This window comes from Streptomyces yerevanensis (assembly GCF_000716805.1).
Classification (GTDB): Bacteria; Actinomycetota; Actinomycetes; order Streptomycetales; family Streptomycetaceae; genus Streptomyces; species Streptomyces flaveus.
Map to the genome: position 1 here is coordinate 32,989 of NZ_JNWJ01000025.1, position 13,757 is coordinate 46,745.

11 protein-coding genes are annotated in these 13,757 nt (G+C 70.5%); 8 read left to right on the forward strand and 3 right to left on the reverse strand.

Annotated features, from left to right (window positions below; genetic code table 11):
- The first annotated feature begins 23 nt into the window (after nucleotides 1-23).
- Entirely contained in the window at nucleotides 24-374 is a 351-nt protein-coding gene (locus OP79_RS25035; RefSeq protein ID WP_033323065.1) for an SsgA family sporulation/cell division regulator, read from the forward strand.
- 160 nt (nucleotides 375-534) lie between these two features.
- Here OP79_RS25035 and OP79_RS25040 read toward each other — a convergent pair whose 3' ends face one another.
- The 3 genes from OP79_RS25040 to OP79_RS25050 form a co-directional block, all read right to left on the reverse strand.
- The gene (locus OP79_RS25040) at nucleotides 535-2,232 is read right to left on the reverse strand and encodes a penicillin-binding transpeptidase domain-containing protein (RefSeq protein WP_033323066.1); all 1,698 of its coding nucleotides are present in this window, start codon (nucleotides 2,230-2,232) and stop codon (nucleotides 535-537) included.
- A 94-nt stretch (nucleotides 2,233-2,326) separates the two neighbouring features.
- On the reverse strand, nucleotides 2,327-3,949 hold the full coding sequence (locus OP79_RS25045) for a penicillin-binding transpeptidase domain-containing protein (protein ID WP_033323067.1): 1,623 nt from the start codon (nucleotides 3,947-3,949) through the stop codon (nucleotides 2,327-2,329).
- Nucleotides 3,950-4,098: 149 nt separating this feature from the next.
- Nucleotides 4,099-5,838, reverse strand: a complete 1,740-nt coding sequence (locus tag OP79_RS25050; protein WP_033323069.1) for a dolichyl-phosphate-mannose--protein mannosyltransferase — start codon at nucleotides 5,836-5,838, stop codon at nucleotides 4,099-4,101.
- Nucleotides 5,839-5,900: 62 nt separating this feature from the next.
- On the opposite strand from OP79_RS25050, the gene rsmI reads away from it, so the two are divergent.
- The 7 genes from rsmI (at nucleotide 5,901) to OP79_RS25085 (ending at nucleotide 13,729) form a co-directional block, all read left to right on the forward strand.
- The gene (gene rsmI, locus OP79_RS25055) at nucleotides 5,901-6,758 is read left to right on the forward strand and encodes a 16S rRNA (cytidine(1402)-2'-O)-methyltransferase (RefSeq protein WP_033323070.1); all 858 of its coding nucleotides are present in this window, start codon (nucleotides 5,901-5,903) and stop codon (nucleotides 6,756-6,758) included.
- Between the two features lie 230 nt (nucleotides 6,759-6,988).
- Complete coding sequence (locus OP79_RS25060) at nucleotides 6,989-7,393, forward strand: hypothetical protein (RefSeq protein ID WP_033323072.1); 405 nt, start codon at nucleotides 6,989-6,991, stop codon at nucleotides 7,391-7,393.
- Nucleotides 7,394-7,448: 55 nt separating this feature from the next.
- Nucleotides 7,449-8,318, forward strand: a complete 870-nt coding sequence (locus OP79_RS25065; RefSeq protein ID WP_033323073.1) for a TatD family hydrolase — start codon at nucleotides 7,449-7,451, stop codon at nucleotides 8,316-8,318.
- A gap of 131 nt (nucleotides 8,319-8,449) precedes the next feature.
- Nucleotides 8,450-9,814 carry a resuscitation-promoting factor gene (locus tag OP79_RS25070; RefSeq protein ID WP_033323074.1) on the forward strand — a complete coding sequence of 455 codons (1,365 nt, stop codon included), beginning with the start codon at nucleotides 8,450-8,452 and terminating at the stop codon, nucleotides 9,812-9,814.
- A 260-nt stretch (nucleotides 9,815-10,074) separates the two neighbouring features.
- Nucleotides 10,075-10,974 (forward strand): 16S rRNA (adenine(1518)-N(6)/adenine(1519)-N(6))-dimethyltransferase RsmA, encoded by a 900-nt coding sequence (gene rsmA / locus OP79_RS25075; RefSeq protein ID WP_051744903.1) that lies wholly within the window; start codon nucleotides 10,075-10,077, stop codon nucleotides 10,972-10,974.
- Nucleotides 10,971-11,900 (forward strand): 4-(cytidine 5'-diphospho)-2-C-methyl-D-erythritol kinase, encoded by a 930-nt coding sequence (locus tag OP79_RS25080; RefSeq protein WP_033323076.1) that lies wholly within the window; start codon nucleotides 10,971-10,973, stop codon nucleotides 11,898-11,900. The genes rsmA and OP79_RS25080 overlap by 4 nt, the downstream gene beginning before the upstream one ends.
- A gap of 23 nt (nucleotides 11,901-11,923) precedes the next feature.
- On the forward strand, nucleotides 11,924-13,729 hold the full coding sequence (locus OP79_RS25085) for an ABC-F family ATP-binding cassette domain-containing protein (protein ID WP_033323078.1): 1,806 nt from the start codon (nucleotides 11,924-11,926) through the stop codon (nucleotides 13,727-13,729).
- The last annotated feature ends 28 nt before the right edge of the window (nucleotides 13,730-13,757 follow it).

Sequence of the window (13,757 nt, forward strand, 5' to 3'; positions counted from 1 at the left end):
GACCCCCTGCGAAGGAGCGACCGATGTCCGCCGTCGAGCAGTACGCGCGCGCCCACATCGTGACGGATGCGGCGGAGGACCTACCCGCGGTCCCGGTCGCCCTCCGCTACGACCCCGAGGCCGATCCGCCCGAGGTGCACGTCACCCTTCCCGGACACCACGAGTGGGTTGTCGCTCGCGACCTCCTCGAACGAGGGCTGCGCACTCCGGCCGCCTCCGGTGACATACGCATCTGGCCGTGCGGCCGGGTGCAGGCCGTGATGGAGTTCCACTCGCCGAAAGGGGTGGAGGTCGTGCAGTTCGACGTGAAAGCGCTGGTCCGCTTCCTGCGGCGTACGTATATGGCGGGGGCGCCGGTGGCTCACAGGAGCTGAGCGGACTGGCGAAGTCCGGTGAAGGTCCCGCGCCCCTGAAAGGAAGGCGCAGGCCTTCCTTTCAGGGGCGCGGGGCTGTTTCGATATGCGGCTCCGCCGCGCGGGCGCGACCAGCCACGACGGGCCCGCAGGTCGAACTGCGTCTCCAGGAGGGGAGCCCTCAGCTCCCTGCCTTGAGCATCGCCGCGACAAGCGGCCCCGCGGCCTCGCCGCCATGCCCGCCCTGCTGTACGACTCCCGCCGCGGCCAGATCGCCCTTCCACGCCGTGAACCAGCCGTTGGGCTTCTTCTGGCCGTCGACCTCCGCGGAGCCGGTCTTCGCGCCGAAGTCGGAGCCGAGGCCCGCCATCGCCTCGGCCGCCGTACCCGCCGCGGCCGTGTACTGCAGCAGCTGCTGCAACTGGGCCCGCGTGGAGGCGGACAGCGAACGGGGCGCCTTCGCGAGCGTACGGTCGTCGACGTCCGGAGACACCAGGTAGGGCTGGTGGAAGGTGCCCGTCTTCGCCGTCGCGACGACCGACGCCATGTTCAGCGGGTTCATCCGGACCGCGCCCTGGCCGATCAGCGAGGCCGCCATCTGGGCGTCGGACTGCACCGGCACCGCGCCGTCGAAGCTGGACACCCCGATCGACCAGTCGTTCTTGCCGAGCCCGAAGACCTCCTGGGCCTGCTTCGTCAGATCGTCGTCGCTGAGCTTCTTGGCCTGGCTGATGAAGGCCGTGTTGCAGGAGCGCGCGAAGCTCGCCTTGAACGTGCCGCCCTTGATCTCGAACTTGTCGTCGTTCTGGAACTTCCAGCCGCCGTACGTGGAGAACTTGGGGCACGGGTGCTGCTTGTCCATCGACGCCAGCCCCTTGTCGAGGAGCAGCGACGCCGAGATGATCTTCATCGTGGAACCGGGCGCCAGGGAGCCCTGGAAGGCGGTGTTGAAGCCGTGGCCGGAGTTCGCGACGGCCAGGATCTCGCCCGTCGACGCCTTCGTCATGACCAACGACGCCTTGGGCTTCTTGGCCACCTGCCCCTCGGCCGTCGCCTGGAGGCTCGGATTGAGGGTCGTACGGACCGTGCCAGGCGTCCCCTTGCTCAGTTCCAGCAGTGTCTTGTCGGGGGTTTCCTCGCTGTTCTCGGTCGCCTTGGCGGAATCTCCGGAGGAGCCCTCGCGGATCACCCGCAGCTCGATGCCCGCCTTGCCGCCGGCCTTCTTGCCGTACTTCTCGCGCAGGCCGTCAAGGACCGTCCCCAGGGACGGGTACTTGGCCGCGGTCAGCTCCCCGCCGTCCCGGTCGAGCGCCTTGACCGGCGGTGTCCCGGCCTCCCCGGTGACCAGCCGGTCGCCGTCCTCCAGATCCGGGTGGACGACGGAGGAGTGCCAGTCGACCAGCGGCTTTCCGTCCTCGGCCCGGCGGACGACGGTGAGCTGGGAGTCGTATGCGAGGGCCTTGGTCTGGCCCTTGTAGGAGACGGTGCCCTTCACGGAGAACGGCAGCTTCGTGCCGGATCTGGTACCAGGGGTGAGCGTCACATCCTTGATGTGCGCCTCTTTGCCGTACCCGGTGAGCAGCGTGCGGGCTGCAGCCGTGTCGTTCGTGGTGGCGGCGGCCTTCGTGACGTCACCGCTCTGCCAGGCCGTGAGGAACGTCGTGGCCGCCGACTTGACCTCGGCCGCCGACAGCGGGCCGGTCTTCACAGCCGCCGCCTTGCGCTCGGCGGCCGTCGACGCGCTGTCGTCGGCCGCCGCCCCACCGCCGTACACGGCGTAGACGCCGAACCCGGCCCCACCGACGACCACGGCGATCATCCCCCCGATGACGGCGGGCTTCGTCCTGCCGCGCTCTCCGGCGCGTCCCCTGTTCCCCACGGCTCCCGTTCCTCCGCTGTTGCCTCAGTACTCTCACGTTCCACTTAGAGAACGAGAGCCAACAGCCTAGGGTCCCGGTGTGACAGACGGGGCTTCAGGAGGACGCTCGTAGCACGGCTGCGACAATCGGGCCCGCCGCGTCGCCGCCGCGGCCGCCCTCCTGAGTCATGGCTGCCGCCGCGATGTCGTTGCGGTAGCCGGTGAACCAGCTGTTGGACGTCTCCTGCCCGTCGACCTCCGCCGAACCGGTCTTCGCGCCGATGCTGCCGCCGCCGAGCCCGGCCATCGCCTTGGCCGCGGTGCCGCTGACTGCGGTGCGGTTCATCATCTGGCGCAGCTGCGCGACCGTACCCGGGTCCAGGCCCTTCGCGGTGGCCAGTTCACGGTCGTCGAGGCTCTGCGGCACGATCACCGGCTGGCGGAAGGTGCCCGTCATGGCGGTCGCGGTGACCGAGGCAATGTTGAGCGGGTTCATCTGGACCTCCCCCTGGCCGAGCATGTTGGCCGCCGTGTTGGGGCCGCCGGAGGCAGGGACGGAGCCGTCGAAGGACGCGATGCCGGTCTTCCAGTTGTCCTTCCCGAGACCGAAGCGCTCCTGTGCCTCCTTCGTGAGCGAGTCGACCTGCACCGAGTCCGCGTACTTCACGAACGCCGTGTTGCAGGAGCGCGCGAAGCTCTCCGAGAGGGTCGCGTTCTCGTTGGGCTCCATGTCCTCGATGTTCTTGAACGTCTGGCTCTGCCAGGGCGCCGTGTCCGGGCAGGGCGCGGGTCCGGTCGCGGTCGTGATGCCGTTGTCGATCAGCGTCGCCGCGGAGATGATCTTCATCGTGGAGCCCGGTGCGAGCTTGCCCAGGAACGCCGCGTTGAACTCGTCGGCCCGGTTGTTGGCGACCGCCAGCACCTCCCCGGTGCTCGGCTTCACCGCGACCACCGACGACTCGGAGTACTGCTTGACCGCCTTCTCCGCGGCGGCCTGAGCGCTCGCGCTCAGCGTGGTGGGCAGCTTGCCCGGCTCGCCCTCCGTGAGCGTGACAAGCGTCTTGTCGCCCGCGCTCTCGTCCGTGCTCCGGACCGCCAGCTCGATGCCCGGGGTGCCGCCCGCGCTGTCGCCGTACTTCTCCCGCAGCTGGTCCAGGATCGGCCCGAGCGAGGGGTACTTCTCCTTGGTCAGCACGGTGCCGTTCCGGTCCACCGCTTCGATCGGCGGGCTCGCCGCCTCGCCCGTGACCAGGGAGTCGCCCTCCGCCAGATCCGGGTGCAGCACGGTCGGCTGCCAGTCGACCAGCGCCCGGCCGGTGTTGTCCCCACGTACGACGGTCAGCTCGCTCTTGTACGACAGGGGCTTGCTCTTCCCCTCGTACGACACCGTGGCCGCGACCGAGAACGGGACCGTCCCGCCCGACGGCGTACCCGGCGTGATCTTCACGTCGGTCAGGTGCGCCTCGGTGCGGTAGTCGGCGAACAGGGGCTGGGCCACGCCCGCGTTGTTCGTGTATCCGGCGGCCCGGGCCGCCTTGCCCTGCTCCCAGGCCGCGAAGAACTTCTCGCTGGTCTCCTTGACCTCGTCACTCGACGGCGGACCGGTCTTCACGGTCTCGCCCTCGGCCGTGCTGCCCCCGCTGATCGCCGACACGATGTTGAACGCGCCGTATCCGGCGCCCCCGACCATCACCGCGAACACCCCGCCCACGATGGCGGTCTTTGCCCCCTTGCGCATAGCGCGATCCCCTCCCCATGACCTTTCTGAACATGTTCAGAAAGGTGGTCATCTATCGCACTGTATGCGGGAGGAGGGGCCCATGTGGCCGGTGTTCCCTGATTGTTAAGCCGAGGTGTCCGGTTCTCGAACTGCCCTCAAACCGCTCTTCAAACCCAGGTGTCCAGCCACATTCGTGATCGCCACGAGTCGATCGGGATGGCCTGGCCGGTGTAGATCGGCCAAAAATAGATGAAGTTCCAGGCGATCAGCAGGACCAGAACGCCCGCCGCCGCCGCGCCCGCCACACGGCGGCGTTCGCTCGAACCGGGCGGTCCCAGGAGCGCGCCGATCATCATCGCCACGGCCAGGCAGAGGAAGGGCAGGAAGACGACCGCGTAGAAGAAGAAGATCGTGCGCTCCTGGTACATGAACCAGGGCAGATAGCCGGCCGCGATACCGCAGGCGATCGCGCCCGCCCGCCAGTCGCGGCGGAAGAACCAGCGCCACAGCACATAGAGGATCGCGAAGCCCGCCGCCCACCACAGCAGGGGCGTGCCGAGGGCGAGGACCTCGCGGGCGCACTTCTCGCCCGCGTCGACGGGGCAGCCGTCCTTGCCGGGCGCCGGGGACTCGTAGAAGTACGAGACCGGGCGGCCCGTGACGATCCAGCTCCACGGGTTCGACTGGTAGGTGTGCGCCGAGGTGAGGCCGACATGGAACTCGTACACCTGGTGCTCGTAGTGCCACAGGCTGCGCACCCAGTCGGGCAGGAACGTCCAGTTGCCGCCTTTGCCCTCGGTGGCCGCCCAGTTGCGGAAGTAGCCGCCGGAGCCGTCGGAGGGGGACAGGATCCAGCCGGTCCAGGAGGCGAGATACGTGACGAGCACCACCGGCACGGTCGCCACGAACGCCAAGCCCGTGTCGCGCTTGAGTACCGCCTTGTACGGGTGCCGGGCGCCCGCGACCCTGCGCGAGCCGACGTCCCACAGGACCGTCAGCAGGCAGAACGCGACCAGGATGTACAGGCCGTTCCACTTGGTGCCGAAGGCCAGGCCCAGCATCAGGCCTGCCGCCCAGCGCCAGGGCCGCAGGCCGAGGCGGGTCGTCTCGGCGATGTGTGCGTCCGGGCGTACGACTCCGTCCTCATCCGGTGGCAGCGCGGCGGCGAGGCGTGCGCGCGTCCTGTCCCGGTCGATGACCAGGCAGCCGAAGGCCGCGAGCACGAAGAACATCAGCACCTGGTCGAGCAGCGCCGTGCGGCTCATCACGAAGTGCAGCCCGTCGACGGCCATCAGAGCGCCCGCCAGGCAGCCGAGGAACGTCGAGCGGAACAGCCGGCGGCCGATCCGGCACAGCATCAGCACGGACAGCGTGCCGAGCAGGGCCGTCATGAACCGCCAGCCGAAGGGCGTGAACCCGAACAGCCACTCGCCGAGCCCGATCACGTACTTGCCGACCGGCGGATGGACGACGTACGCGGCTTCCGAGGGGATCGGGACGTCGCCGTTGCTCCGCAGGATCAGGGCGTCGGCGTTCTTGGCCCAGTTGACCTCGTACCCGCGGTGGATGAGCGCCCAGGCGTCCTTGGCGTAGTACGTCTCGTCGAATATCACCCGCTTCGGGCTGCCCAGGTTCCAGAACCGCATCAGGCCCGCCATCAGCGTGATCAGCAGCGGCCCCACCCACGCCGACCAGCGCACCACACGCGCGGCGGCCGGCTTCGACAGCCCGAACATCGCCCACAGGTGCGGGCTGGGCTGGGCGTACGCGGGCACCAGACGGTCACGGACGTCGCTTCTGGCCCGGCTCGTGTAGCCGAACCGGCGAAGCCGCAACTGCCACGACGGCCGCTGTTCTTCGACGCCCTGTCCCTGCCGGGTGTCCGTGGAGGACGCGGTACTGGTCACCGCGCCATCGTAGGGAACCCTTCTGTGCGAGGCCTCTTTATCGGCCCTGCGAGGATGGAACCGTGACAGGAACCCTTGTACTCGCAGGCACTCCCATCGGAGACGTCGCGGACGCACCGCCCCGGCTGGCCCAGGAGCTGACGGCCGCCGATGTGATCGCCGCCGAGGACACCCGGCGGCTGCGGCGGCTGACCCAGGCAATGGGCGTGCAGCCCACCGGACGGGTCGTGTCGTACTTCGAGGGGAACGAGTCGGCCCGTACGCCCGAACTCGTGGAGGCCCTGGCCGGCGGAGCGCGCGTGCTGCTCGTGACCGACGCGGGCATGCCGTCCGTGTCCGACCCCGGCTACCGGCTCGTCGCCGCGGCGGTGGAGAAGGACATCCGGGTGACCGCCGTCCCCGGCCCGTCCGCCGTGCTCACCGCGCTCGCCCTGTCCGGACTGCCCGTCGACCGGTTCTGCTTCGAGGGCTTCCCGCCGAGGAAGACGGGCGAACGGCTCTCCCGGCTGCGCGAGGTCGCCGGGGAGCGGCGCACCCTCGTGTACTTCGAGTCACCGCACCGGCTGGACGACACGCTCGCCGCGATGGCGGAGGTGTTCGGGGACGACCGCCGGGCGGCCGTCTGCCGCGAGCTGACCAAGACGTACGAAGAGGTCAAGCGCGGTCCGCTGGGCGAGCTCGCGGCCTGGGCGGCCGAGGGCGTACGCGGGGAGATCACCGTCGTCGTGGAGGGGGCACCCGAGAAGGGCGCCGAGGAAGTGGACGACGCGGAATTGGTGCGGCGGGTGCGGGTGCGGGAGGAGGCGGGGGAGCGGCGCAAGGAGGCCATCGCGGCGGTCGCCGCCGAGGCGGGGCGGCCCAAGCGGGAGGTCTTCGACGCGGTGGTCGCGGCGAAGAACGCCGTGCGCGCCGCCCCGTAGGGGCGCCCGTGACAGGAGGGGGCCCCATGGGCGGGTAAAGGCGCCCCGGCAAAGGCAAAGCTCACGTCACCCGACAGGAGCTCTGGGGCAAGGAACGGCCAAGACGGCTCTAATAGTCGACAGGTCTCGTGCACTTGATCTGCGAGAAGAGTCCACTGGTTGACGGGGGCGCACCCGTCCCCCGCCTCCGCTCCCCCGGAGGCGGTTGTCCAGCGGACCGAGGAGCTGGCATGAGTGAGATCGCAGGGCAGACCGGCCACCACACCGGTGCGGCCATCGATGTCGTGCACGAGTCGTATTCCTTCGCCTGTATGCGGTGCGGGCACGGCTGGGAGCAGTCGTACGAGATCGAGCACCACTTCGACGCCGAGGACCACGAGTTCGTGACGTACGTGGCGGACGGCCAGGTCGTGCCGTCGCCGCTCAGTCGGCCCACCTGCCAGAACTGCGACAACCACGTGGTGCGCATCATGCGCGCCGGCCAGGTCTCCTCGGCGCTGAACTCCCTCCACCCGCGCCGCTCGGTGCCGCACCAGGCGGAGCAGCCCGAGGCCGAGTCCACGGAGCACGGGGAGCGCCACCACTGGCACCTCTCCGACCTGCTCCACCCGTTCCAGCACCGCAAGGCGAGCTGACCCACCCCACCGGGGGAGGTCCGGGACGGCTCCTTCGTATTCGTAGGATCGGGGCATGCCCTCCAACGCCGAAGCCCCGCCCCTCCCGGACCCCCTCCGCGTGCCCGTCGCCGACTCGCACACCCACCTCGACATGCAGTCCGGCACGGTCGCGGAGGGCCTCGCGAAGGCCGCGTCGGTCGGTGTGACGACGGTTGTGCAAGTCGGCTGCGATCTGAAGGGTTCGCGGTGGGCGGCGGAGAGGGCCGCGGAGTACGAGGCCGTGCACGCGACCGTCGCGCTGCATCCGAACGAGGCGCCGCGGATCGTGCACGGAGATCCTGACGGCTGGTCCCGGCAGGGCGCCCGCGAGCCGGGTGGAGAGGGCGCGCTGGACGAGGCGCTCGCCGAGATCGACCGGCTCGCGGGCCTCCCGCAGGTCAAGGGCGTCGGCGAGACGGGTCTCGACTACTTCCGTACGGGACCCGAGGGCAAGGCCGCCCAGGAGCGGTCGTTCCGCGCCCACATCGAGATCGCCAAGCGGCACGGCAAGACCCTGGTCATCCACGACCGGGACGCCCACGCCGACGTACTGCGCGTGCTCAAGGAGGAGGGCGCCCCCGAACGCACCGTCTTCCACTGCTACTCCGGGGACGCCGAGATGGCCGAACTGTGCGCCGAGAACGGCTACTTCATGTCCTTCGCCGGGAACATGACCTTCAAGAACGCCCAGCCACTGCGCGACGCCCTCGCCGTGGCCCCCCTCGAACTCGTCCTCGTCGAGACGGACGCACCCTTCCTGACGCCCGCGCCGTACCGCGGACGGCCCAACGCCCCGTATCTCATTCCGGTCACGGTCCGCGCGATGGCCGCCGTACGGGGCCTGGACGAAGACGCGCTGGCGACAGCCCTCGCGGCGAACACAAAGCGTGCCTTCGACTACTGACGCATAACGCCCACGGGGGCGCATTCCCGGGCGCCGTGACGACACAACGTAGTCGCGTCGCCTTGGAGAGTGACGGCCGCTCCGCTAGGTTCTCCGCGCCCGATCCGGAGGACCCCCTGGAGCGTGTCGTCGTGAGCAGTTCGCAGTACGAGACGTATGGCCCGGCGTACGAGAACGATCAGCCGAACGATCAGCCGTACGCCACTGAGGATCCGCAGGAGTACGTGGACACGTACAGGCCCGCGTACGAGATGCGGTACGAGACCCACCCCGAAGCCGGCACCGAACCGCAGCTGCCCCACCAGCTGCCCCCCACGCTCGAGCTGCCCCGCCCCTTCGGCGGCCGGGCCGAGGCACGGCGGGAAGCGCGCCGGGAGGCGCAGCGCCGGAAGGCCGCCGAGCGCCCTCAAGCGGTGCGCCGACTAGTGCCGCGGGCGCTGGTCGTCGCCTTTCTGGCCGGCGGCACCACCGCGTTCGTCGCCGACGACAAGGCGATCGAGCTGACCGTCGACGGCAAGCCCCGCACCCTGCACACCTTCGCGGACGACGTGAGCGAACTGCTCGCCGCCGAGGGCGTCGAGGTGGGCGCCCACGACCTCGTGGCGCCCGCCCCCGGCACCCCGTTGACCAGCGGTGACGAGGTCGCCGTACGGTACGGACGGCCCGTGCACCTCACCCTCGACGGCCGCCGCCGCACGGTGTGGACGACGGCGCGCACGGTGGAGGAGGCGCTGCGGCAGCTCGGGGTGCGCGCGGAAGGCGCGTACGTATCGACCCCGCGCTCCCGGCGCATCGCGCCGGAGGGGCTCAGCCTCGACGTCCGTACCGAGCGGACCCTGACGGTCATGGCGGACGGGCGGGCGCGGACGGTCCGTACGAACGCCGCGACCGTCCGCGAGGCCGTGGAGAGCGCCGGGATCACCCTGCGTGGACAGGACACCACGTCCGTACCGCCCGGCAGCTTCCCGCGCGACGGGCAGACGGTGACGGTCATGCGGATCACGCGCACGAGGGAGGTCCGCGAGGAGCCCATCGCGTTCGGGGTGCTGCGAACGCTGGACGCCTCGCTCTTCCGGGGCACCGAGGTCGTCGAGCGGGCGGGGCAGGCCGGCATGCGGCGCGTCACCTATGCCCACCGCACCGTCAACGGCGTCCACTCCAGGCCGCGTCGGCTCGACTCCGAGGTGGTCCACGAACCCCGCACCCAGCTGGTGAAGACCGGCACCAGGTCCCTGCCGACGGCACCCGCCGACGTCGACGACCTCAACTGGAGCGCCCTCGCGGCCTGCGAATCCAGCGGCCGTCCGGACGCGGTGGACCCCTCGGGCACCTACGGCGGCCTCTACCAGTTCGACATCCGAACCTGGCAGAGCGTCGGCGGCAGCGGGCGCCCACAGGACGCGTCGGCGGCGGAACAGACGTACCGGGCGAAGAAGCTGTACGTGCTCAGGGGGTCGAGCCCCTGGCCCCACTGCGGGGGGCGGCTGCACACCTGATCTGCGGGCTGCCTCCGGCGGTTGGGTGGCTGCGGGTGGTTGGGGGTGCGGGCTTTCCCGGGGCCCGGGCTTGTTCGGGGCGCCGGGTCTTCGGGGCGCGGGAAGCCGCAGGCTTTTCAGGGGCGCGGGGCTGTATCGATTTGCGGCTCCGCCGCGTGGGCGCGACCAGCCACGACGGGCCCGCAGTCGCCAACGAACTGAACCCACCCACCCGGTAGGCGCCCCGCCCAACCGCCGGAGGCCCACGTACGCTGGCCACCGTGAGCAGCACCCCCGACCCCCTCCTGGGCCCCGCCGACATCCGCGAACTCGCGGCCGCCCTCGGCGTACGCCCCACCAAGCAACGCGGACAGAACTTCGTCATCGACGCGAACACGGTCCGCCGCATCGTCCGCACCGCGGATGTACGCCAGGACGACGTGGTCGTCGAGGTGGGCCCGGGCCTGGGCTCCCTGACCCTGGCCCTCCTGGAGGTGGCGGACCGGGTCGTCGCCGTCGAGATCGACGACGTACTCGCGGGCGCGCTCCCCGCGACGATCACGGCACGCATGCCGGAGCGAGCCGACCGTTTCGCACTGGTGCACTCCGACGCCATGCAGGTGACCGAACTCCCCGGCCCCCCGCCGACCGCCCTGGTCGCGAACCTCCCCTACAACGTCGCCGTCCCCGTCCTGCTGCACATGCTCGAGACCTTCCCCACCATCGAGCGGACGCTCGTGATGGTGCAGGCGGAGGTCGCCGACCGGCTGGCCGCGGGCCCCGGTTCGAGGGTGTACGGCGTTCCCTCGGTGAAGGCCAACTGGTACGCCGACGTCAGGCGGGCCGGGGCCATCGGCCGGAAGGTCTTCTGGCCCGCGCCGAACGTGGACAGCGGCCTCGTCTCGCTCGTCCGGCGCGCCGAGCCGGTCAAGACGACGGCGTCGAGGCGCGAGGTCTTCGCCGTCGTCGACGCCGCCTTCGCCCAGCGCCGCAAGACCCTGCGGGCCGCACTCTCCGGCTGGGCGGGTTCGGCGCCGGCCGCCGAGTCCGCCCTGGTCGCGGCGGGCGTCTCGCCGCAGGCGCGGGGCGAGGCCCTGACGGTGGAGGAGTTCGCCCGCATCGCGGAGAACCGACCGACCGACAAGAAGCCGGCCGACAACAAGGAGCACAGGCAGCAGTGAGCGTGACGGTACGCGTCCCCGCGAAGGTCAACGTCCAACTGGCCGTGGGCGCCGCCCGCCCCGACGGCTTCCACGACCTGGCCAACGTCTTCCTGGCTGTCGGCCTGTACGACGAGATCACGGCGACCCCGGCGGACGGCTTGCGCATCACGTGCGAAGGCCCGGACGCGGCCCACGTCCCCCTGGATCACACGAATTTGGCGGCCCGCGCGGCTCAGAAGCTGGCCGAACGCCACGGCCGCCCGGCCGACGTACATCTCCACATCACCAAGGACATCCCCGTCGCGGGCGGCATGGCGGGCGGCTCCGCCGACGGCGCGGGCGCGCTCCTCGCCTGCGACACGCTCTGGGGTACGGGGGCCACGCGGGCCGAACTCCTCGACATCTGCGCCGAGTTGGGCAGCGACGTACCGTTCAGCCTGGTCGGCGGGGCCGCGCTCGGCACGGGCCGCGGCGAAAAACTGCGCCCGCTGGAGGTGGGCGGCACCTTCCACTGGGTCTTCGCGGTGGCCGACGGCGGCCTCTCGACCCCGGCGGTGTACGCCGAGTTCGACCGCCTCAACGAAGCCGTCGAGGTCCCCGAACCCCTCGCGTCCGAGCCTCTCCTGGACGCCCTGACGAAGGGCGACTCGACGGCCCTGGCGGCCGCCCTCTCCAACGACCTCCAGCCCGCCGCCCTGTCCCTGCGCCCGTCCCTCACCACCACCCTGACCACAGGCCGCACAGCGGGCGCCCTGGCCGCCCTGGTCTCCGGCTCAGGACCCACGACAGCGTTCCTGACCCGCGACGCGGACTCGGCGGCAAACGTCGCGCAGGCCCTGCTCACCTCGGGCACCTGTCGCTCGGCCCGGGTGGCGGTCGGCCCGGCGCCGGGCGCGACCGTGCTCGGCCGGTCGCTGCCGACGCCGACTACGCTGGAAGGCTGATCGATCCCCGCGTCAGGAGAGAAATGGCCGTCAACCTGGTCAATGTCGAGAACGTCAGCAAGGTGTACGGCACCCGTGCCCTGCTCGACGGTGTCTCGCTCGGAGTGTCCGAGGGAGACAGGATCGGCGTCGTCGGCCGCAACGGTGACGGCAAGACCACCCTGATCCGGATGCTCGCCAAACTGGAGGACGCCGACACCGGTCGCGTCACCCACTCCGGCGGCCTGCACGTCGGCGTACTCACCCAGCACGACTCCCTCGACCCCGGGGCCACCGTCCGGCACGAGGTCATCCGGGACATGGCCGACCATGAGTGGGCGGGCAACGCCAAGATCAGGGACGTACTCACCGGACTGTTCGGCGGGCTCGACCTGCCCGGGTTCCCGCAGGGGCTCGACACCGTCATCGGGCCGCTGTCCGGCGGCGAGCGGCGGCGTATCGCGCTGGCCAAGCTGCTGATCGCCGAGCAGGACCTGATCATCCTCGACGAGCCCACCAACCACCTGGACGTGGAGGGCATCGCCTGGCTGGCGAAGCACCTGCGGGAGCGGCGGTCGGCGCTCGTCTGCGTGACGCACGACCGCTGGTTCCTCGACCAGGTCTGTACGCGTATGTGGGACGTGCAGAAGGGCGACGTGTACGAGTACGAGGGCGGCTACTCCGACTACGTCTTCGCACGGGCCGAGCGTGAGCGCATCGCGGCCACCGAGGAGGTCAAGCGACAGAACCTGGTCAGGAAGGAGCTGGCCTGGCTGCGCCGCGGCGCCCCGGCCCGTACGTCCAAGCCGCGCTTCCGCGTCGAGGCCGCGAACGAGCTGATCGCGGACGTACCGCCGCCGCGCGACACCAGCGAGCTGATGAAGTTCGCCTCCACCCGGCTCGGCAAGACCGTCTTCGACCTCAAGGACGTGACCGTACAGGCCGGGCCGAAGCTGCTGCTGAAGCATGTGACGTGGCAGCTCGGACCCGGCGACCGTATCGGCCTCGTCGGTGTGAACGGCTCGGGCAAGACCTCCCTGCTGCGGGCGCTGGCCGACGCCGCGTACAGCGAGGGCGAGCGGCAGCCCGCGGGCGGGCGGGTGGTGGTCGGCAAGACCGTGAAGCTCGCCTACCTCTCGCAGGAGGTGTCCGAACTCGACCCCGCCCTCAGGGTGTTGCAGGCCGTACAGCAGGTCCGCGACCGCGTCGACCTCGGCAAGGGACGCGAGATGACGGCCGGTCAGCTCTGTGAGACCTTCGGCTTCAACAAGGAGAAGCAGTGGACGCCGGTCGGTGACCTGAGCGGTGGTGAGCGCCGTCGGCTGCAACTCCTGCGGCTGCTCATGGACGAGCCGAACGTCCTCTTCCTCGACGAGCCCACCAACGACCTCGACATCGAGACCCTCACCCAGCTCGAGGACGTCCTCGACGGCTGGCCCGGCTCGATGGTCGTGATCTCCCACGACCGGTTCTTCATCGAGCGCACGACGGACAAGGTGTACGCCCTCCTCGGCGACGCCACGCTGCGGATGCTGCCGCGCGGGATCGACGAGTACCTGGAGCGGCGGCACAGGATGGAGGAGTCCGTGGCGGCCCGGGTCTCCGTGGTGTCCCCGGCCGAGAAGCCTGGCATCTCCTCCGCCGACGCCCGCGCCGCCAAGAAGGAACTCCAGAAGATCGAGCGGCAGTTGGACAAGATCTCCCAGAACGAGAAGAAGCTGCACGACCAAATCGCGGCGAACGCCACGGACTTCGGGAAGGTGGCCGAACTGGACGCCGACCTGCGCGAACTGGCCACCGAGCGCGAGGACTTGGAGACGCGTTGGTTGGAGCTCGCAGACGAGGCGTGAAGGGTGCGTGAAGGAGCGTAACGAGGGC

Excerpts from the sequence above, each read along its gene's own strand:
- OP79_RS25060 (WP_033323072.1), top strand. The coding sequence starts at position 6,989 with ATGAGTGAGATCGCAGGGCAGACCGGCCACCACACCGGTGCGGCCATC.
- OP79_RS25035 (WP_033323065.1), top strand. The coding sequence starts at position 24 with ATGTCCGCCGTCGAGCAGTACGCGCGCGCCCACATCGTGACGGATGCG.
- OP79_RS25065 (WP_033323073.1), top strand. The coding sequence starts at position 7,449 with ATGCCCTCCAACGCCGAAGCCCCGCCCCTCCCGGACCCCCTCCGCGTG.
- OP79_RS25045 (WP_033323067.1), bottom strand. The coding sequence starts at position 3,949 with ATGCGCAAGGGGGCAAAGACCGCCATCGTGGGCGGGGTGTTCGCGGTG.
- OP79_RS25085 (WP_033323078.1), top strand. The coding sequence starts at position 11,924 with ATGGCCGTCAACCTGGTCAATGTCGAGAACGTCAGCAAGGTGTACGGC.